At 66.9% G+C, this 19955-nt stretch carries 21 protein-coding genes; 12 read left to right on the top strand and 9 right to left on the bottom strand.

Going from position 1 to position 19955, the window contains the following annotated elements:
• Nucleotides 1-8: 8 nt before the first annotated feature.
• From nagA to E4P42_RS04710, 3 genes are read right to left on the bottom strand one after another with little or no spacing between them, the layout of a single operon-like run.
• Nucleotides 9-1145, bottom strand: coding sequence for an N-acetylglucosamine-6-phosphate deacetylase (nagA, locus tag E4P42_RS04720; RefSeq protein WP_135123536.1), 1137 nt, complete (start codon nucleotides 1143-1145; stop codon nucleotides 9-11).
• A complete protein-coding gene (nagB, locus tag E4P42_RS04715; protein ID WP_135123534.1) occupies nucleotides 1146-1931 on the bottom strand; it encodes a glucosamine-6-phosphate deaminase in 786 nt (261 codons plus the stop codon).
• Nucleotides 1931-2401 carry a glucose PTS transporter subunit IIA gene (locus tag E4P42_RS04710; protein ID WP_135123532.1) on the bottom strand — a complete coding sequence of 157 codons (471 nt, stop codon included), beginning with the start codon at nucleotides 2399-2401 and terminating at the stop codon, nucleotides 1931-1933. The genes nagB and E4P42_RS04710 overlap by 1 nt, the downstream gene beginning before the upstream one ends.
• Before the next feature lie 124 nt (nucleotides 2402-2525).
• Here E4P42_RS04710 and E4P42_RS04705 point away from each other — a divergent pair, with 124 nt between their 5' ends.
• Nucleotides 2526-4112, top strand: a complete 1587-nt coding sequence (locus E4P42_RS04705; RefSeq protein ID WP_135123530.1) for a PTS transporter subunit EIIC — start codon at nucleotides 2526-2528, stop codon at nucleotides 4110-4112.
• Here E4P42_RS04705 and E4P42_RS04700 read toward each other — a convergent pair.
• Nucleotides 4109-4492 (bottom strand): DUF4267 domain-containing protein, encoded by a 384-nt coding sequence (locus tag E4P42_RS04700; protein ID WP_135123528.1) that lies wholly within the window; start codon nucleotides 4490-4492, stop codon nucleotides 4109-4111. The two genes, E4P42_RS04705 and E4P42_RS04700, sit on opposite strands and share 4 nt — an antisense overlap.
• A gap of 240 nt (nucleotides 4493-4732) precedes the next feature.
• On the opposite strand from E4P42_RS04700, the gene E4P42_RS04695 reads away from it, so the two are divergent.
• The 4 genes from E4P42_RS04695 (at nucleotide 4733) to E4P42_RS04680 (ending at nucleotide 8009) form a co-directional block, all read left to right on the top strand.
• A complete protein-coding gene (locus tag E4P42_RS04695; RefSeq protein ID WP_135123526.1) occupies nucleotides 4733-5374 on the top strand; it encodes a VWA domain-containing protein in 642 nt (213 codons plus the stop codon).
• Between the two features lie 125 nt (nucleotides 5375-5499).
• A complete protein-coding gene (locus E4P42_RS04690) occupies nucleotides 5500-6195 on the top strand; it encodes a TetR/AcrR family transcriptional regulator (protein WP_135123524.1) in 696 nt (231 codons plus the stop codon).
• On the top strand, nucleotides 6188-7126 hold the full coding sequence (locus E4P42_RS04685) for a R2-like ligand-binding oxidase (RefSeq protein WP_135123522.1): 939 nt from the start codon (nucleotides 6188-6190) through the stop codon (nucleotides 7124-7126). The genes E4P42_RS04690 and E4P42_RS04685 overlap by 8 nt, the downstream gene beginning before the upstream one ends.
• Nucleotides 7127-7130: 4 nt before the next feature.
• Complete coding sequence (locus tag E4P42_RS04680) at nucleotides 7131-8009, top strand: NmrA family NAD(P)-binding protein (RefSeq protein ID WP_135123520.1); 879 nt, start codon at nucleotides 7131-7133, stop codon at nucleotides 8007-8009.
• Between the two features lie 81 nt (nucleotides 8010-8090).
• Here E4P42_RS04680 and E4P42_RS27355 read toward each other — a convergent pair whose 3' ends face one another.
• The 4 genes from E4P42_RS27355 to E4P42_RS04660 all read right to left on the bottom strand — a co-directional run bounded on the left by E4P42_RS27355 (nucleotide 8091) and on the right by E4P42_RS04660 (nucleotide 11024).
• Entirely contained in the window at nucleotides 8091-8387 is a 297-nt protein-coding gene (locus E4P42_RS27355; RefSeq protein WP_135123518.1) for a hypothetical protein, read from the bottom strand.
• Nucleotides 8388-8432: 45 nt separating this feature from the next.
• Complete coding sequence (locus E4P42_RS27565) at nucleotides 8433-8774, bottom strand: heme-binding protein (protein WP_256371143.1); 342 nt, start codon at nucleotides 8772-8774, stop codon at nucleotides 8433-8435.
• Between the two features lie 149 nt (nucleotides 8775-8923).
• Entirely contained in the window at nucleotides 8924-10327 is a 1404-nt protein-coding gene (locus E4P42_RS04665) for a selenium-binding protein SBP56-related protein (protein ID WP_135123514.1), read from the bottom strand.
• Nucleotides 10328-10523: 196 nt separating this feature from the next.
• A complete protein-coding gene (locus E4P42_RS04660) occupies nucleotides 10524-11024 on the bottom strand; it encodes a LuxR C-terminal-related transcriptional regulator (protein WP_245233888.1) in 501 nt (166 codons plus the stop codon).
• 279 nt (nucleotides 11025-11303) lie between these two features.
• On the opposite strand from E4P42_RS04660, the gene E4P42_RS04655 reads away from it, so the two are divergent.
• From E4P42_RS04655 to E4P42_RS04630, 7 genes are all read left to right on the top strand, one after another.
• Nucleotides 11304-12215 carry a hypothetical protein gene (locus E4P42_RS04655; protein ID WP_135123512.1) on the top strand — a complete coding sequence of 304 codons (912 nt, stop codon included), beginning with the start codon at nucleotides 11304-11306 and terminating at the stop codon, nucleotides 12213-12215.
• Nucleotides 12216-12353: 138 nt separating this feature from the next.
• Nucleotides 12354-13586 carry a hypothetical protein gene (locus tag E4P42_RS04650; RefSeq protein WP_209305693.1) on the top strand — a complete coding sequence of 411 codons (1233 nt, stop codon included), beginning with the start codon at nucleotides 12354-12356 and terminating at the stop codon, nucleotides 13584-13586.
• Between the two features lie 141 nt (nucleotides 13587-13727).
• A complete protein-coding gene (locus tag E4P42_RS04645) occupies nucleotides 13728-14567 on the top strand; it encodes a hypothetical protein (protein WP_135123508.1) in 840 nt (279 codons plus the stop codon).
• Nucleotides 14564-16162: a hypothetical protein gene (locus E4P42_RS04640; RefSeq protein ID WP_135123506.1), complete on the top strand. Its 1599-nt coding sequence runs from the start codon at nucleotides 14564-14566 to the stop codon at nucleotides 16160-16162. Before E4P42_RS04645 ends, E4P42_RS04640 begins: the two co-directional genes overlap by 4 nt.
• 39 nt (nucleotides 16163-16201) lie before the next feature.
• A complete protein-coding gene (locus E4P42_RS26910; RefSeq protein WP_167759362.1) occupies nucleotides 16202-17332 on the top strand; it encodes a hypothetical protein in 1131 nt (376 codons plus the stop codon).
• Nucleotides 17329-18177, top strand: a complete 849-nt coding sequence (locus E4P42_RS27670; RefSeq protein WP_167759361.1) for a trypsin-like serine protease — start codon at nucleotides 17329-17331, stop codon at nucleotides 18175-18177. The genes E4P42_RS26910 and E4P42_RS27670 overlap by 4 nt, the downstream gene beginning before the upstream one ends.
• Complete coding sequence (locus tag E4P42_RS04630; RefSeq protein ID WP_135123502.1) at nucleotides 18153-19589, top strand: M20/M25/M40 family metallo-hydrolase; 1437 nt, start codon at nucleotides 18153-18155, stop codon at nucleotides 19587-19589. Before E4P42_RS27670 ends, E4P42_RS04630 begins: the two co-directional genes overlap by 25 nt.
• On the opposite strand, the gene E4P42_RS04625 is transcribed toward E4P42_RS04630, so the two are convergent.
• Complete coding sequence (locus tag E4P42_RS04625) at nucleotides 19552-19941, bottom strand: Tox-REase-5 domain-containing protein (RefSeq protein WP_167759360.1); 390 nt, start codon at nucleotides 19939-19941, stop codon at nucleotides 19552-19554. The two genes, E4P42_RS04630 and E4P42_RS04625, sit on opposite strands and share 38 nt — an antisense overlap.
• Nucleotides 19942-19955: the final 14 nt, after the last annotated feature.

Here is a 19955-nt window from a genome sequence, read left to right as displayed (position 1 = left end):
CGCACGCACTACCCGGGCGTCGCCTCCCAGCCACCCCGGCGCAGAACCCCGCTGACCCGCAGGTTCCCGTCGAGCACCACGAGGTCTGCCCGCGCGCCCACGACGGCTCCGTGCGGCGGCAGTCCGAGCGCCCGCGCCGGATTGACCGACGCCTGCCGCACCGCGAGCAGCAACGCCTCGTCCCCCGGCAGACCGCAGTGGGCGACCGCGAATCGGACCACGTGGTCCATCGTCGCCGTGCTGCCGGCAATGGTGTCGGTCCCGGCCACCCGGGCGACGCCGCCGACGACGTCGACGTCGATCGGGCCGAGCCGGTACACCCCATCGGCCACCCCCGCCGCCGACATCGCGTCGGTGATCAGCGACACCCGGTCGGCACCGACGCTGCGGGTCACGTGCCGGTAGATCGCCGGGTCGACGTGCACGCCGTCGGTGATCAACTCGACGGTCACCCGCGGATCTTCGAGCAGCGCGATGACGGGCCCGGGTTCGCGGCGGTCGATCGGCCGCATCGCGTTGAACAAATGGGTGCCCACCGTGGCGCCGGCGGCGATCGCCGCCCGGGTCTGCTCGTAGGTCGCCTCGGTGTGCCCGACCGCGACCACGACACCGGCTTCGGTCAACTGGCGGAGCGCCGCCGGCGCACCGTCACGTTCGGGCGCCAGCGTCACCATGCGGATGGCGCCGTCGGCGGCGTGCAGCAGCCGGCCGATCTCGGCCGGGTCGGGATCCCGCATCAGCGTGGGTTGGTGGGCACCGCAGCGGGTGGTCGCCAGCCACGGCCCTTCGAGGTGGATACCGTCGATCCGCCCGGCGCGCACGTCGCCCGCCAGCGCGGTGACCTGTGCGAGCAGATCGTCCGGTGCCGCGGTGACCAGTGACGCGATCATCGAGGTGCTGCCGTGGCGGCGGTGCAGGGCGACGGCGCCGGCGGCCTCACCGGGAATGGTGAAGCTGGCCCCTCCCCCGCCGTGCACGTGGGTGTCGACGAACCCGGCCGCCAGCGTGACCGCACCCAACGCATGGTCCGCGCGCCGGGGTGGCGCGCCGGGGCCCACGGCGGTGACGGTGGGCCCGGACGTCTCGATCCACCCGGGCCGCAAGACGTTGCGGTCGGTGACGACGGCATCGGCGGTCAGCAGCACTCAGATGCCCTGCCACTGCGGTTTGGCGCGGTAGGTCTCGCGGTAGTAGTCGATCAGCTGCAGCCGGCCGGCCGCGGCCTCGTCGAGCAGCACCGTCACGTGCGGATGGTGCTGCAGGATGGTCGCCGGCCACAGCGCGCTGACCGACCCCTCGACCAGGTGGTGCACCGCTTCGGCCTTGCCCCGGCCGGTGGCCACCAGGATCACGTGCCGCGCCTCCATGATGGTGCCGAGCCCCTGTGTGAGGCAGTGGGTGGGCACCGCGTCGATGTCGCCACCGAAGAACCGGGCGTTGTCGATACGGGTCTGGCGGGTGAGCGTCTTGATCCGGGTGCGCGACGCCAACGAGGAGCCGGGCTCGTTGAACGCGATGTGCCCGTCGGTGCCGATGCCGAGGATCTGCACGTCGACGCCGCCGGCGTCGCGAATGGCGGCCTCGTAGGCCGCGCAGGCGGCGGGGATGTCGGCGGCGACGCCATCGGGACTCTGCACGGCCCCCTCGGCGAAGTCGACCCGGGACACGAACACCTTGTCGATGACGTTGCGGTAGCGCTCGGGGTGCTCGGTCGCCAGCCCCACGTACTCGTCGAGCGTGAATCCACGGGCCCGCGCGAACGACAGGGTTCCGGCGGCGTGGCGGGCGGCGAGTTCGTCGTAGATCGTCAGCGGGGAGGAGCCGGTCGCCAGGCCGATGACGGCGTCGGAGGTGCGGTGCAGCAGCGATTCGATCGCGTCGGCCGCGACGGCGCCGATCTGGGCGGTGTCGCCCAGGATGATGACCTCCATTACTTGGTGGCGGTGAACAGCGTTGCGCCGGTGTCGATCTGGGCGCCGGCATCGACGGCCTCGGCGGGGGTGACGTTGCCGGGCTCGCGCTCGTCCATCACCACCACGGGCACGATGGGGTTGAGCCCCTTGGCCTCGACCGCGGCCACGTCGTAGGTGATGATCAACTGGCCGGCGGTGACGTCGTCACCCTGGTTGGCGTGGGCGGTGAAGCCCTCGCCGCCCAGCTGCACGGTGTCGATGCCCAGGTGCACCAGCACGCCCACGTTGTCCGCGGTGAGGACGACGAATGCGTGCGGCAGCAGTTTGAGCAGTTTCCCGCTGACCGGAGCGACGGCGTCGACCACCGTGCGGGCCGGGTCCACGGCGGCGCCGTAGCCCACCATCCCCTGCGAGAACACAGGATCGGGCACGTTGTGCAGGGCCACTGCACGCCCCCCGACCGGGGCGAGGACGGGCGTCATGCTCACTGATCACTCCTTTGTCTCCGGTCACCAACAATACGAGCGTGACGGCCTTCCGTTCACCGGTTCTGGTCTAAGCTTCCGCACAGCTTCGGCGGCGGCAAGGGTGCCGCGGGGAAGGCGGCTGGCGATGAGCGATACGGCGAATTCCGAACGCACAAGCGCGAAATCGGGTCTGCGGATCCCGGGGTTCGCGCAGCTGCAGCGGCTCGGCAAGAGCCTCATGCTGCCGATCGCGGTGCTGCCCGCGGCGGGCATCCTGCTCCGGCTGGGCCAGCCCGACCTGCTCGGCCGCATCGAGGCGCCCGTCATCGGGGCGTTCTTCAAGGCGATGAGCGCCGCCGGGGACGCGCTGTTCGCGAATCTGCCCCTGCTGTTCGCCGTCGGTGTGGCGATCGGGTTCGCGAAGAAGGCCGACGGGTCGACCGCGCTGGCCGCCGTCGTCGGCTACCTGGTGGTGGACGCGGTGTTCACCACGATGTCGCCGATCGTGCTGGCCGGCGAGCTCGACAAGGCCGGGGAACAGGCACAGATCAACTACAGCGTGTTCGCCGGCATCGTGGTGGGCCTGCTGACCGGGTGGCTCTACGACCGGTACCACACCATCCAGTTGCCGTCGTATCTCGGCTTCTTCGGCGGGCGGCGATTCGTGCCCATCGTGGTGTCGCTGGCCAGCCTGTTCCTCGCCTTCGCGATGAGCTACTTCTACCCGATCTTCGACATCGCGCTGACCGGCCTGGGCGAGTTCATCGGCGGCGCGGGTGCGCTGGGCGCCTTCGTCTACGGCTTCGCCAACCGCATGCTGATCCCGCTTGGCCTGCACCACATCCCGAACTCCTACATCTGGTTCATCTACGGCGACTACCAGACCCCCGGCGGCGAGGTCGTCACCGGTGAGCTCACCCGGTTCGCGGCGGGCGATCCGACCGGCGGCCACCTGACGTCGGGCTTCTACCCGATCCTCATGTTCGGCCTGCCCGCCGCCGCCCTGGCGATGATCCACGTCGCGAACAAGAGGCAGCGCAAGCTGGCCGTGGGCATCCTCTCGGCGGCGGCGCTCACGGCGTTCCTCACCGGTGTCACCGAACCGCTGGAGTTCGCATTCATGTTCGTCGCGTTCCCGCTCTACGTCATCCACGCGGTGCTGACGGGCCTGTCGCTGGCGATCGCCTACGCGCTCGACATCCACCTCGGGTTCTCGTTCTCCGCGGGGTTGATCGACCTACTGCTGTACGGCACCGCGCCGGCGGCCAAGAACATCCCGCTGCTGATCGCGATGGGCCTGGTGTTCTTCGTCGTGTACTACCTGCTGTTCCGGTTCGCGATCACGCGCTGGAACATGCGTACGCCGGGCCGCGAGCCGGAGGCGGAGTTCGAGGCCGAGCAGCGCGCCAATCTCGGCGAGGGTGCGGAGTCGGCGACCGCCGTGACGGCCGGACCTGGCACCGCCCCCACAACCGCAACGGCCACCGCGCCCGCTCCCGCACAGAGCCGCACCGAGCAGATCATCGAGGCGTTCGGCGGACGGGAGAACCTCGTCAACGTCGACGCGTGCATCACCCGACTGCGCATGGAGGTCGCCGACAAGGGCAAGGTCGATCAGGCCAGGCTCAAGAGCCTGGGCGCCGCCGGGGTGCTGGAGGTCGGCAACAACGTTCAGGCGGTGTTCGGCACCGACTCCGAGGCGCTCAAGAACGACATCCGCGACGCCCTCTAGTCGCGCTCGGCGGCGCGCCTCCTGGTCGCGCCCCACAAGCCCACCGCGATGCCTACGACTGCCCCGCCGAGGCCGATGACGCGCTGCCCGCGCGTCATGTCGTGATGGGCGTCCAGGCCTCCGAGCAGGTCCGCCGCGTCGGCGCCACCCGAGGCCAGGAACCACCCTCGGGTGTCACGGCCGCGCAGCGCCGCCACGGTGAGCAGGCCGCCGATCAGCGCGTCCCGGTAACCCATGCTCCGCAGCAGGAGCCGGGCGGCGCCGACGGGCTCGTCGCGGCCGCCCCACAGCCGGTCGGCGCGGACGGGGTCGACGAGAAACCAGACGCCTGAGGCGAGTCGGATGCTGCCTGCGGCGAGCCCGGCGTGATCGATCGGCATGGTCGATCACCCTAGGTTCCGGCGGTCGATCTGGCCCGAGAACAGCGAAAACGCCTCTCAGCAGCTATAATTGGGGTTGCGTTCGCGTCTCGACAGCGGCGCACCTCATCGTCGCGGGGCCGCACAGCACCGCGATGCCGGTGGCGGTATCGAGCAACGGCGGCCCCATGATGGCCGACCCTGGCCCCCTCGCCCACGAAGCCGGACCCCTCAGCAACGTCGTCCACCGCGGGAGGTCCCATGACGAATCCGGATGTCACTCTGCTTGCTGCCCTGCTCGACCGCTCGGGGTCGATGCAGACGTCGAAACAGGCCACCGAGGACGGGTGGCGCGAACTGATCAACGAGCAGCGGGGGCTGCCGGGTGAGTGCTATCTGACCCTGGCCCAGTTCGACACCGTCTACGAACGCCTGTATGAGTGCGTCCCGATCGCCGACGTGCCCGAGTTCGTCGTCGAGCCGCGCGGACGGACCGCGCTGCTCGACGCCGCCGGCAAGTTCATCACCGAAGTGGGCGCGCACCTGGCGGGGCTGCCCGAGGAGCGGCGGCCCGGCCAGGTGATCTGCCTGATCATGACCGACGGGATGGAGAACGCCAGCCACGAGTGGACGTGGTCGGCGGTGCGCACACTGATCACCCAACAGCGCGACCAGTGGCAGTGGCAGTTCGTCTTCATCGGCGCGAACATGGACGCCGTCCACGTCGGCGGGCGGATGGGGATCGCCGAGGCCACCTCGATCACCTACGACGACGCCGACTACGACGCCACCCGGGCGGTCACCGACATAGCCCGCGACATGGTCGGGCGGATGCGGCGCCGCGAGCCCGCGGCGTTCTCCGAGGCGGATCGCCGGGCGGCGATGGGGGAAGCGACCACCTGACCCGACATCGACGACGGCAGGCCAGGACTCCGGTCCTGGCCTGTCTCGTTTCAGCTCGACACTTGACTGTGAGGTGGCTCACAGTAATATGACCAGTGGTCATAACCGCCCCGGAGGAGGCATCCATGCCGACGGTGACGTGGTCTCGTCTCGACGGGGAACGCCGCGCCGCGGTGCTGGCGGCCGCGGAGTCGGAGTTCGCCGCGCACGGTTTCTCGCGGGGCAGCCTCAACGTCATCGCCCGCCGCGCCGGCGTGGCCAAGGGCAGCCTGTTCCAGTACTTCGCCGACAAGCGCGATCTCTACGCCTTCGTCACCGACGTGGCGAGTCAACGCGTTCGCGCCTATATGGAGGAGCGGATCCGCGACCTCGGCCCCGACCGGGAGTTCTTCGGGTTCCTCACCGATCTGCTCGACGCCTGGGTCGCCTACTTCGCCGACCATCCCCGCGAGCGGGCCTTGCACGCCGCCGCCAGCTTCGAGGTCGACACCGAACCCCGGGTCAGCGTGCGGGCCGTCGTTTACCGCCACTACCTCGAGGTGCTGCGGCCCCTCGTGCAGACCGCGCGCACCCGCGGCGACCTGCGCGCCGACGCGGACACCGACGCCCTGCTGTCGCTGCTGCTGATGATCCTGCCCCACCTCGCGCTGGCGCCATACGTGCGGGGGATGGACCCCGTGCTCGGGCTCGACGAACTGTCGCCCGACCAGCCGGCGCTGGTGATCCGCCGCTACATCGCCGTACTCGCGGCGGCATTCTCGCCGCCCGCCCCACCACCCGTCAGCCCCACGACGACAGAAGGAGTGCTCACCCATGACTAGGACACGATCGGACTCGCTGGCCGCCGGCGGACTCAACTGGGACAGCCTGCCGCTCAAGCTGTTCGCCGGGGGGAACGCGAAGTTCTGGAACCCCGCGGACATCGACTTCTCCCGCGACCGGGCCGACTGGGAGTCGCTGTCGGAGCTGGAGCGGGACTGGGCCACCCGGCTGTGCGCCGAGTTCATCGCCGGTGAGGAGGCGGTGACTCAGGACATTCAGCCGTTCATGGCGGCGATGCGGGCCGAGGGGCGGCTCGGCGACGAGATGTACCTGACGCAGTTCGCCTTCGAGGAGGCCAAGCACACGCAGGTGTTCCGGATGTGGCTCGACGCGGTGGGGATCACCGGCGATCTGCAGGGATACCTCGACGACCTGCCGGCCTACCGGCAGATGTTCTACGAAGAGCTGCCCGCATCACTCGACGCGCTGGCCGGCGATCCGTCGCCGGCCGCGCAGGTGCGTGCGTCGGTGACCTACAACCACGTCATCGAGGGCATGATGGCGTTGACGGGATACTATGCGTGGCACCGCATCTGCGTGGATCGCGGGATCCTGCCCGGTATGCAGGAGCTGGTGCGGCGCATCGGGGACGACGAGCGGCGCCACATGGCGTGGGGCACGTTCACCTGCCGCAGGCACGTCGCCGCGGACGACGCCAACTGGTCGGTGTTCGAGACCCGGATGAACGAGCTGATCCCGTTGGCGCTGAAGAACACCGAGGACGCGTTCGCGCTGTACGAGGAGATTCCGTTCGGGCTGTCGATGGATGAGTTCCAGCAGTACGCCGCCGACAAGGGCATGCGGCGGTTCGGCACGATCAGCAGCGCACGGGGCCGCCCGCTGGGCGAGATCGACGTCGACTACACGCCGCTGCAGCTGGAGGACACCTTCGCCGACGAGGACCGGCAGGCGCTGGCCGCCTCGGCGTGACCCGTTGCTGCTGATCACCGGCCCCACGGGCAACGTGGGCACGGAGCTGGTCGACCTTCTCAACGCCGTCCCCGACCTCGCGTGGCGCATCGGGAGTAGGCATCCGGATACGTTGCGGGCGCGGGGCACCTCGGCCGAGGTGGTGTCGCTCGACTTCTTCGAGCGGTCGAGCTGGGGACCGGCGTTGGCCGGGGTGACGACGTTGTTCCTGTTGTTCCCGCTGCCCGGCAACAAGGCCGCCCGCGACGCGATCGTGCCGTTCGCACACGCCGCGCAACGGGCGGGATGCTCGCGCGTCGTCTATGTTTCGGTGTTCGGCGCCGACCGGGTGCGCTTCATCCCGCACTCCACGGTGGAGGCCACGCTGCGGGACAGCGGCATGGCCACGACCATTCTGCGGTGCAGCTTCTTCATGCAGAATCTGCACCGCTCTGTCTCCACCCACGGCGTCGACATCGCCGACCGCGGTGAACTGTTCATTCCGGCCGGTCGCGGTCGGACCACGTTCATCGACGCGCGGGATGCCGCCGAGGTGGCCGCGTCGGTACTTCAGCAGCCGGAAGGCCATCAGAATGCCGTCTACCACCTGACCGGTTCGGAGGCGCTGAGCATGGTTGAGGTGGCCGCGGCGCTCACCGATGCGCTGGGGCGACCGGTGCGGTACACCGACCCATCTCTGCTCAACTTCGCGCGCCGACTGCGGAAGCGGGGTGTCGGCTGGGACAGCATCGGATTCATGTCGGGTGTCTACACGCTGACGCGCATGGGTCGGAATCAGCCGATCACCGACGACGTGCACCGACTGCTCGGCCGCCCGCCACGCCGCCTGGAGGAGTTCTTGCGCGACAGCGCCTGGCGCTGGCGTGACCGCGCCTGGACATGACGGCCGCCACGGGCGTACGACGTGTCGGCAAGGGATTCGCCGAGGTCATGCCAAGGCCGCGGGCAACTGGGTCAGCCGCACCTAGTTGCACCCGCCCGCATTCACCCATCTGCCGTTGTAGCTGACGCATCCGCTGACATTCGGCGGGGGCGGTGGGTCATACGGCATGGGAGCGTAATACGCCGGCGGTGGAACATACGGCGCCACCGCATCGGCGATATTGGCGCACCCACTCACCGACACGCGGCGGCCGACGCTGGCACACACGTCGGCGTCGGCGACACCGGGCGGCTGAATGATGAGAACTGCACCCGGGATCGCCACGAACGCAAAGACACTGGCCGCCGCGGCGGCAAGTGTCCGTGTCCGGATATTCATCGTGTCACTTCCTCACCGCGGGCGCTGACCCGCGAAACGCGGACGTCACGGCGGGCCGAGCGGTCCCGCCGGCGCGGGCGCATCGCACCGACTCCGCAGCTCGGTCAGCGGCTGGCGGATCCCGTTGATCTCCGCCTCGACCTGGCGGTTGGCGGTCATGTAGTCCTGCACTCTGCCGCGGACCTCTTCGTTGGGCAGCCCGCGCAGGCTGGTGAAGAAGTTGTTGACCTCCGGATGGGTGAACAGGTAACCCGCCATCGCCGTCCCGACCGTGCCCGACGCCTGGGCCAGGTCACCCGCCGTACACCCGGGCGGCGGCGGAGGAGGCGGAGCGGGTTGAGCGGACGCCGGAGAGGCGCCTCCCAGGAGCAAGCCGGCGGCGCCCATGGCCGCAATCAGTGTGGTTCGTATGGCGTGAGATGACCGCGACATGCATCGACTCCTTCACCGTGCCGCCGAGCACTGACGCCACCGTAAGCACATCGGGCCGCGACTCGTGGGAATTGTGCAGATCTCACTGCGAACCGAACAACGGGTCAGTTGGTGTAGCAGTACGAGTCGCTGGACGCGTCGCCGCCCTGCAGCCGGGTCTGATGCACCCGCATCCCGCGGAAGTCGTCGCCGTGCGGAAAGAACCGGTTGTCTGTCACCAGTCCGCCGGAGACGGTGTCGGCGTCGAGCCTGGCCATCCACGCCCCCACCCCCTCGGGGTAGACCGCGTCGTCCCACGCGGCGTACAGCGAATTGGTCAGGTACACGCGTCGGCCGTCGCGGCTGATCTCCACCATCTGCGGGCCCCCGCCGAGCGGCAGCTCCGGAGCGGCCGGGTGTGGCTCACGACGGACCATTCCGCCGAGGCGCAGCGACGCCGTCTCGCGCGGATGGAATGGGTCTGCCACGTCGTACTGCTTGAGTTCACCGGTGCCCCAACAACTCACATAGAGCCATCGGTCGTCGACGGACAGGTCGATGTCGGAGACCAGCGGGGGCGCCGCGCCGAACGGCCGGAACAACGGAGGCAGGTCCTCGGGGTCCGCCGGCTCGGCCGGAATGGTGATCACCTTGGTGGCGACCCACTCGTCATCCGTCCGGCGCCACAACCACACCGAAGCCGACAGGTCCTCGACGCTGACCACGACGCCGACGAATCCCCACGCCTTCGACGGGTCGTGCGCCGGACGCAGTTCGAGCACCATCTGATGGGCGTCGCCCAGGTCGATGCGCTGGGTCAGTGTGCGCCCAGACATGCTCCAGAAGTTCAGGTGATGGCCGAATCTGCGTCCGAGGAGGTCCTCGGGGTTGATTCCCTTCTCGAACATCGACGGGCTCGCCCACTCCGAGGTGATCACGGTGTCGTAGTTCAGGTGCCACCACACGTCATAGGCCAGCGTCTGCGGGCCGCGGTCGTGCTCCCACGCTCCGATTACCTCGAACGTGTCGTGGTCGATCAGGGCCACGCCGCCGGGACCGTCGGCGCCGTCCGCCCCGCCCAGCGCCGACAGGTAGATGCCGTCCGGCCCGCAGTGCACGGTGTGCGGCCGGGAGTACCCGGCCTTGGCGGCGAGTTCACCGGCGTCGATCGTGTGCGTCACCACCGGGTGGCGGTGATCCGGCTTGGTGTCGAGGACATAGATCGTCGACGAGCGCAGGCCCGGCACGAGCAGGTACCGGCGCTCCAGGTGGCCGGCGTGGCCGTCGTGACACAGCGCGCTCGAGCAGGCGTTCCAGCCGAAGTGGTGCAGCTCATTGCCCGCCGTCGGCAACTCCGACCAGCCGACCACGTTGCCGTAGGTCACCGAGCTCTCGTCGCAGTCCAGCACGGCCAGCGCATCATTGCGCCGGCCGGCCGGGTCGAACGCCGCGACATAGGCGACCTGCTCGGGGGCTGCCGCGACGGCCGCGCTCGGGCTGCGGTAGAAGGTTGAATCCGTCGTGGGCATGACTCCTCCTCGACTCACGCCCGTCCGCCCGGCCGCCGTGACGGGCAGTCGACGTGACGGGCCAGGTGGATTCGATACTGCGCCGTGGACGAGGAGCTGTCCATCCCCGGTTGAGCCCCGAAGGAGGTCTCAACGGACTAGAACTGACTTACTGCCGCGAAGCGTCAAGCGCCTCCGTGAGCACGACCGCGTCCTGTTATTCGACGGACCGCCCTCGAGTCGTCCATATCGCGCGTTCCGAGTGGTGCAACGCGTCACCCACGATGCTGTCCTCTTCCAAGAGGCGGGCCACCATTGCCGCCCTGGTTCCGACTCCCAGCTTGGTGAAGACTCGCCGAAGGTGCGTCGAAACGGTCCACAGGCTTATGTCGAGTACTCGGGCGATGCTCTTATTGGTGAGGCCTTTAGCGACCATCCTGGCGATTTCGAGCTCGCGCGGGCTGAGGTTGAGGCCATTGAGGCGATCACCCCCGTCCAGTGGTAAGCGCAGCAGTACGTACCTCGCATTACCGATAGCCGTGTCGAGCAACAGTTGTTGATCCATTTGCTGAGGATTGACAGCCGTCTCGCCAATTGCAGCCACCGCCGTGGAGATTTGATCCATGAGTTTCCGAAGGGAAATTTCTTCTGCGGATACGGCCGTAAGGGTGATGCGATTTGCACGGGGTTCTGAATAGTCCACGATGGGCTCGCTCACACGAACCTCCCCCCAATCGACTGCGTCCCGCAACGCAATAAGAACATGTCGATCTGCACGTCATTATGGTCGGTGTGAACCTGCCATGTGCGCCTGTCCCGGTTGCAACAGCCTCGCCCATGGTAGCGAGCACTACTCGCCGGGGACTAGTCCCCCCAATGGGGGACACATGATCGAGGGAGTTCGGATTGACTCCTCGACAAGCGTGACTGTCGCTGCCGTGCACCCCCACTTTGAATGGGCTCCACAGTGCCATGCCGCTGTTCAAAGGAGACCCCAATGCAGACACGCGACCGCGAGCTGGAAACCGAACTCGAGGGCGAATTCGAAGAAGAGTTCGAAGATGAATTCGAGGGCGAGCTCGAAGGTGAATACGAGCAAGAGTTCGAGCTCGAGGGAGAGTTCGAAGAAGAATTCGAACTCGAAGGCGAGTTCGAAGGCGAGTACGAACAAGAGTTCGAGCTCGAGGGAGAGTTCGAAGAAGAATACGAACTCGAAGGCGAAGAGTTCGTCCGTCGGATACGTCGCATCGTCCGGAATCCTGTCTTTCGACAGATTGCCCGGGCCGCGGTGCCGGCGATCGCCGGCGCGATCGGTGGCCCGGCCGCGGGAATGGTCGCGCGCACCATCACATCACGGGTGCTGCGGGAGGCCGAGCTCGAGTATGAGGGCGAGTACGAGTTAGAGGGCGAGTGGGAGGCGCGCCCAACGCCGGCACAGGCGTCGGCCGAAGCGCTCGCAGCCGCCGCCAGTAGGGTTCAAAGCGAGGCTGAGGCCGAGGCCTACATCGGTGCTGCCACCATCCACGCATTGTCCCCTCGCGATCGGCGCGCGTTGGCGCGGCTGCTTCCGCATATGGTCCGCGGAACGGCCGTGTTGACTCGCATTCTTCGACGCCGGCGAGCAACCCGGCCCGCTGTTCGGGCGATTCCGACCATCGTGCGTAGGTCCGGGACGGTTCTTGCGCGTCGCTCGGCCACCGGCCTTCCGGTCACCCCGAGGGTGGCTGGGCGGGTGATGGCAGTCCAGACGCGGCGAGTGCTCACCAACCCGCGCACCGCCGCTCAAAGCTTGCAGCGGAACGTGGTGATGACGCGGCGCGTCGCACGACCGGCCGGACTGGCGGGTACCTCACCGCGACCCCGCCCGGGGGCCCCCCGGCAACTCGTCCGCGCGCCGGTCATGCGATAGCGCACATAACGGTCCGCTTCGCCACCGAAGGCACGCGAAATGTCGAGTACTGCGGCGACCTACTCGCCCAATGGTTCGAGGGCTGCATCCCGAGCCAGACGCGGCGACACTCCCGTTCCCCGGGAGTTGTTGACGTGGGTGAGGGTTCAGTCTGACAACGCGGACCGCTACAGCGAGGCGTTACGCCCCTTCAGCCGCGACGAATTCGGCAGTGGAGTCGAGGCGCCCAGCGAGGGGCACATCGAGGCGGCCAACGAGCTTCTCTCGGTTCTGCGCGACGACCTCGCCCGGCGCGTCCGCGACCTCCGTGTGCTGACCCGGGCTACGGTGAACGAGCCGAGTTCCCGCAACATGCGCAGAATGGCGGCCCATAAGGAGCGCACTCATCTGGCCGCTCGGCGCGTCGAGCAGATCTGGGACTTCTATTTTGAGTTGTTCGGCCAACGTCAGTCCCGATTCGGGTCGTGGCTCGTCGGATGCGATCGCATTGCACTCGACTGCTATCAGTACGCGTATCTGGGCATCGGCACCAATCGGTCCGTGCCGGCGCCACAGGCGTTCTGCTACATGCGTACAGGGTTCTCGCCCGCGACGTTTCGGCGCGGAATTCCGATGCGGCGGTTGGGTCGTCGGCTCAACCCGTTCCCATTAATCCAGCTGCCCTATCACCGGCTCACAAATCCGTGGACCCTCGGGGCGATCCTGCACGAGGTTGCGCACAACCTGCAGAACGATCTCGGGCTGGCGGCCGCAATTCCCGATGCGGTGCGGGCGCGGTTACTGGAAGCCGGCATACCACCGACGGTAGCGGCGGTATGGGTGCGTTGGAACCGTGAGTCGTTCGCCGACATGTGCGGCGTCCTGCTGGGCGGTCCCGCGGTGGTGGCATCGCTCTACGACGTCATCGCCCGCAGCCCAGCCACAGTCGTCGCGTACTCGCGGCGCGGTCCGCACCCCACACCCTATCTGCGCGCGTACCTATCATTGGAATTACTGCATCGGTTGGGTTTTCACCAGGACGAGCGGCAGCTTCGAGCGATCTGGACCCGCATGTATCCCACGGTGCGAGGGGGCACTATTCCCGTGCCGATTCTCGCGACGTTCGACCGGGCGCACCGCATCGTCGTCGATGCGATGTGTTTCACACCGTTTCCTTCGCTCGGCGGCAGAGCCGTCGCGCAGGTGCTGCGGTTCGAGACCAAGGAGCAACAAATGATTGAGGAGGCCGCACGCCGGCTGGCTACCGCGACCGATCCCGGTGTCGTTCCAGAGCGATTCCTGATAGGCGCTGCTCGATTCGCGCTAGACCGTCGCCTCGCGTCACCCGACGTCGTGACGACCAACTTCTATCGGCACTTGGCCAGGAGGTGAGCTATGGCGCCACAAAGCCCCTTTCATCCACTTCAACAGGCGATCTCGGACTTTCAATCATCCATCTCGGCAGCACGCGCAGTGCTAGGCGACAATCCGAGTCCGCCGCAACCGGTTGAACCTTGCGTGGGGGCCCTCGAGATGATCGAGGCGCAGGCCGCCGATCGAATGAGCCCGAACGCCGATGCGGCGGTTGAGGCCGCAGAGAACAACCAGCACAACGAGTGGCGCGCGCGTCTCGCCGAAGCGCATGACGCATGGCTCGACATCGTTGAGAGCTACCAGGAACGGGTCAAGACTTTCGATGTCGGTCATGCGTTGGCACGAATCAGCCGCTCTTCGGAAACTAAGAGGTGGGCGGAATCCTCGCGTGTCGCTATCGAAGACATCGATGCGCCCTACCACCGAGTTCACCGCGCCCTCTACGACACCTGGGTCGAGTTCAGCGGATTAGTCGAACATCTCTTGGCTAGAACAGAAGGGCCTGTAACCGTTGCCGAACAACGGATTACCGAAGTCGATGCCGAAGTCAGCGGCAGCCAACCGGAGCCCGCTAAAGGTGACATCTTCGCTATCGTAGCGGGCCCGCTGGCGAACACGGTGAAGGAAGTGGACGCTGCGGTGGCGGCCGCGCTCGCCAAGGAACTGGCCCGGCTTCCCCTGTCCGACGTGGTAGAGAGTCTGCAGGACACCAGGGCGGAGGTGGAAGCTCAGCAGGCCTACTCGAAATCTGCCCGAACGCATCTGTGCTCGGACACCGAGTCTTTCGAAGAGGCGTTCGCCTACCAGTTGCGGTCGTTCTTCGCTGCCGTCGGCAGCCGGCTGAACGGTACGTTTAACTTGGTGACGCAACGCGATAACGCTGCCCCGGGTACATCACCGCATGCCCTGCTCTGCGCTCTCCTGCGGGCGGCCGCCGAGGCCTGGAATGGTGTGGAAGCAATCGACGATTACATCTGTGACGGAGGCGGCTCACAATGATCTACGACTTCGCACAGACGAGTTTGAGTTCGCTATCGGCCAAATTCGGCGAGCTAGCCGAGCAGTTCAGCATCCTCGCCGAGGCACTAAGGGTCGGCTCCCCAGTGCTGGCAGCCCAGGTGTCGGAATTGCAAACTGACGCGGTCGCCTTGGCCACGTCGATCGGCGGTGCCGCCAGCGGAATACCGGCGAGCGGCACTGCCAAAGGCGCCCTGGAGACTGCCCGCCTGACCTTCGGGAATGCGGGTGCGGCCTTGAGTAGCGGGACGACGGACCCGAACATGCCGCCGATGCTCGGCTTAATACCGCGATTCAACGGACTTTTCGGTGACGCCGCGAAACCCACCGACGGCGCCGAGGTGACGAACTGCCGGTTACTGCTCGAGGAAATCCGGGACATGATCACCGAGGTGCTCGGCGACATTGAATCCGTCACCGACATCGAGGTCGGCCCGTCGTTCAGCCTTCGGGGAATCCGCGGCGGTGTAGACAACCTGACCGCGTATCCGATGTTGGTGTCGGACACAGACGGCGCGCCGGCCACGTCAGGTGGGGCGCCCGGCACGGTGGCTGCACAACGGCTCGTCGACACCGCGATGCGCCAGACGCTGGGCCGGCTGCCGAAATACACCGACAGTAAGGCATTTCTCGCGGCATTAAACCAGTCATTCGAAATCAAGGCGGTTGACGGCCAGACCATGGTCAGCTGGCGGGCCCGCTCTTACGTCGGTCAAACGGAACTTGGCGGTGGAGTCACCGGTTTCCAGGCAAGCCTGTACGCACGCGCCCGCGAGGCTCTCGCCGCGTCGCTGCCGTTGTTGCAGAGCCTCAAGCCGTTGCGTCCGGACGCCGACGTGGAGGAGATGGCGGCGGCCAGGTCGATCGTCCAGACACAATTCAACGCGCTGGTAGACGAGCTTGGCATCGAGGGCGGGCCACGGATAATTCGTGTTGACGAATTCTTCAACCTGCTCCTGCGTCAGGAAGTCTTCGGCCTCGACAACCGGCGGGTTCCCGGCGGGATGCTCGGATACCTGGGCGACGTTTACGGACTACGCCGGGAGCTGGTCAACACCATTGATGAGGAAAGGGCATTCTCAGACTTCCTTCTGGTGCGTGATTACATCAACACCGTCGAACAGAGCTGGACGACATTCCGCGACAGCCAGTTCGGCCGCGACCTTGGCACACGGCTGGTGCTGCTGTCGAACGCCTTACAGGTCGTCGCCGAATCGGTCGACGAGGTAGAGGCCGCTATGGATTCGGTGTTCGTCGGACCTGCCGAGCGTTCGGTCACCGCGTTCCGTATCGGCAAGGGCCGCCGCATGCTGGTGTCCGAACTGCTTTCCTGGATAAGGTCATTCACGACAGGGGAAGCACCACAGTTGGCTCAAGACGGCGGCCGCCGAGGAGTAGGGGCCATCATAGGCACCGCCCGGCAGTTGGCGGATCTGACCGACGCGCTGATCGACGCCCTGGCCGACCAGAGCATGCCCGCCGGATTGCGGCATCCGCGTGTCAGGCAACCGTTGACCGAAACTCGCGGCTACCTAAGCAGGGTGGCAGAACTCGCGGGTCAAGTACACCGAGCCTAACCGCCGGCGACAACAGTGAGAGCTTAGGAGAAGTCACCGATGGCTACCGAGCAGGAGTACCAGGCACTCCAGGACCGCGTTGCCGCCCTGCGTCGCGAGTTGACCTCACGATTGGGTACAGAGCTGATCGCGAATCCTCAACTGTCCGAGGCTTTGATCAAACAGGTCGACAACCTGTTCCAGGCGACGGTCGAGGCCGACCGCAGCGCGCCGCCACCACCGGACAAGGGCCTGGCGGCGCTGATCGGCCTCGGCCCTGAAGCAGCACCCGATCTCGGGTCTACGCGCATCCCGCAGGGCGTTACGCCCTACGACGAATCGGTCACTTCTGAGCGGGTGATCGCGGTCGGCGATCTTTACTACATCTTTCAGCACGAACGCATCGGAGTATTCCGGGTCATCCGCAAGTTGCAGGAACTATTCAGAGCGGGCACGGTGCGGCTATCCGGTGGCGCCGGCGCCTATGGCCTGTACCAGTTCGATCGTCGCGAGGTGCTCCGTTACACGCAACGCGACCGCCACGCGGCGTACCGCCGGGTGCTCGGCTATGGCACCGCAATTGTGCCTACCGGCGCCCGCGTCAACGCCGACTTCCATCCTCAATTCGGTCATTTCGTCAACCAAGTGGCGCTCTTCTGGCGCGATAAGCGCGTTAGCGATGTCATCCGCGAACGGTCGCACGATCCCAGTTTCGGCAGCGTCGCTATCGTCCGTCGCGCCGGGCTCGACCTACGCAACAACCTCAAGTTCAGTTCATTCGGTCATCTCAACGTGCTGCGGGTGGAGGTCATGCAGCTGCTCGATGAGGCATTCCGGATACTCGAGGCCGACGATGTGAAGCGTCTGTTCGGCGCCGACAACGCATGGGACGTCGTCGAAGAAGTACTGATCCGGTACTTCCGGGAGCGGGTCATCACCTCCCCTCGGCAACGCATGGCGGTATCGGGGCGAGAAATTCTCCGGTGGCTCGCCCAGCCACACATACTGAACCGCGGCCGCGCCGAATTCGAAACCCTGCTGCTCGAGATTGCCGAGTACGCCGAGGAGTGGCTGACCAGCGCGCAGGCGATCGGTGTCGCCGGCCGCCGCCCAACCGGTCGCGTGTTGCCGTTCGAGGGCCGTCGCCACACGCTGCAGGTCGCGGCCGCCAACGGACAGGCGCGGCTGTGACCGCCCCGGTGGCCCGCTCGACCCGGTCCGGCGCCTGCGGCTGCTCCGGGAGCTGTCGCGCCGGAGAACAGTACGGCGGCGAACGCCTCATCGTGGGCGCCGACAGCCGGCGCCTCACTACGGCCACCACTCGGGCCCCGTTCCGCTACATCTGCAACCTGGAATTATCCGGGTGGGCGATGTGTAGCGGGACTCTGATCGGCCCGCGCACGGTTCTCACCGCAGGCCACTGCCTCGCCGGTAACGTGGCGGCACGGATCCGTGTTATTCCCGGCAGGAACGGGTCACTGGAACCGCTGCCGGCTACCAGGGGGTCGGGGATCTTGCTGTATCCGGGGTACGCGCCGGCTGGCCCGACCGACATCGGCATCCTTCGACTAGTTGATCCGATCGGGTCGACAGTCGGATTCTGGACCAGCCGGCACACGGTCAGGCCGTTCGATTCGACGGGCACCTCCATGTCGGCTCGGCTTCCATTGGCGGCAGGAGTCCTGCGAGTGAATCTCTCCGGATATCCAGCCGACATGCCGGCCGCCCGGCGATTTCGTTGCCGCGCGGGGGGCACCTGCCGGAACTCCGACTTGGGCCCACCCCGAAATCGGCTGATTTGCGGAACCTCTCAGTACCGGTCGTTCGATAGGACGGTCTCTCTCGGGCAAGGCATGCTCACGTACCGCAACGACACCTGCCCGGGCCACAGCGGTAGCCCCGTGTGGATCAAACGCCATCCGTCCATGGGCGGCCGTGTCCTCGTGGGTGTGCACGTCGGCGGCCATACAACTGGCAACTCGGCAGTGCTGCTCAGCACTCGCCATCTCAGGTGGATCGCCGCGAACATCCGATGATTCACTATGTCGGCTTACAGCGCCGGGTTCCCGCCGGACGAGCGGCGTACCTCCTACGCGACGCCATCGCGTGCTGCCGGTTCCCCTCCGTCAGTTCGGATCCGAGGCATCGGCGGGATGTGCGGGCGTGCGCCAGCTGGCTGGCACAAAGATACTCGGTACCACCGTTTCGCGACGTCACGATCGATCGAGCCGGTGGGCAGCCGCTGGTTGTCGCCCGGTCGCAACGCCGCGCCGGGTATCCTCATGCGCTCCTCTATGGCCACTTCGATGTGCAGCCCGCCACTCCTCTGTCGGCATGGCGCTCGCCTCCATTCGAACCGCAGGTCCGCGGCGACCGGTTGTTCGCCCGCGGCGCATCCGACGACAAAGGGCAGCTGCTGACCCACCTACACGCGGTCGAGGCGCTCAGCCTAGTCGGTCCTCTACCGGTCGACGTGACCGTGGTGCTCGACGGCGCCGAAGAGATCGGCAGCCCCGGCCTTCGGGAATGGCTTTCTATTCACCGACGCGAGCTCGATTGTGAGATAGCGGTCATTTCCGACACCCGTATGCCGGGACCCGATCAGCCTGCGCTGACGGTCGGTCTTCGCGGGTCCCTTTCCGCCCGCATTGTGGTGCGCGGCCCGGCGACCGATCTACATGCGGGAGCATTTGGCGGCGCAGTCCTCAACCCGGTCCACGCGCTATCGAACATTGTTGCGGCGCTACACGATCGTAGTGGCCGGATTACCATTGACGGCTTCTACGACGACGTCGCCCCCCCGGCACGGCGCGGCCGCGACGGCGCATGCGCTTCCGATTCCACGGCCATTCGGCGAGCCTCTGGCGTACCCCGGCTTTGGGGCGAGACCGGCTTCTCGGCGTGCGAACGGATCACCATCCGCCCCGCTCTCAACGTCACCGGTATCACCGGTGGACATGTCGGTCCGGGCAATCGCAGCGCAATTCCAGCCCAGGCCCGCGCCGTGACCAACGTGCGATTGGTTCCCGATCAGCAGCCCATGCGGATAGCTGAGCTGTTGCGGGCGTTTGTTGCCCACCACATACCGTCCGCGGTCACGGCCGAGGTGACGACGCTGACCGCGACTTCCCCGGCGACGATACCGGTCGATCGTCCCGTATTGGCAGCCGCCGCGAACTCGCTCGCAAGGGCGTTCGGTGAACGTCCCCGCTTAGTGCGTTCGGGAGGAACGATTCCCGCGGTGTCGATGATTGAGGAGCAACTCGGCGCCGTACCCGTGCTCATGGGATTTGGACTTCCCGACGACAACATGCATGCCGCCGACGAGAGCACTCACCTTCCGACCCTGTTGCGTGGAGTCGACGCGCTCGTCGATTTCTTCGCGTCGCTGCACCCGGTTGGTGAGGGTGTCACCGGGGAGCGGTATAGCGCACCCGGATACCGTTGATTCCGTTGCACGCGAGCAGCCGCGCGAGTTCGGCGGTGGCTTCGCGGCTCGCCACGTGCCATTCCAATGGGAGCCCGGCGCGGCGCGCCACCTCCTGTTCCCGCCTTGCCTGTGCAAGCATCCTATGCACCCATCGAAGCGCGAAACGCACGTTCATTCGGTTGGCCCGACCGGCCAGGGTAGACGCCGCCCGCATGAAAAGCCCATTAGGGGCGAAGTACTTGGCATCTAAGAGGATGCCGGCGCGTAGGCCGTCGAAATCCGCTTGCAGACGCCCGCAGGTGACGCGGTAGTCCCAGGCCGGCGAGCAGCCGGTGATCTGGCGTTGATAGGCCGCCGCCGCACCCGCCATGTTGCGTCCAGCAT

The sequence above is a fragment of the Mycobacterium sp. PS03-16 genome (assembly GCF_004570325.1).
GTDB lineage: Bacteria > Actinomycetota > Actinomycetes > Mycobacteriales > Mycobacteriaceae > Mycobacterium.
Note: the sequence above shows the minus strand (reverse complement) of the source record. Positions and strands in the feature narration are given on the sequence as shown.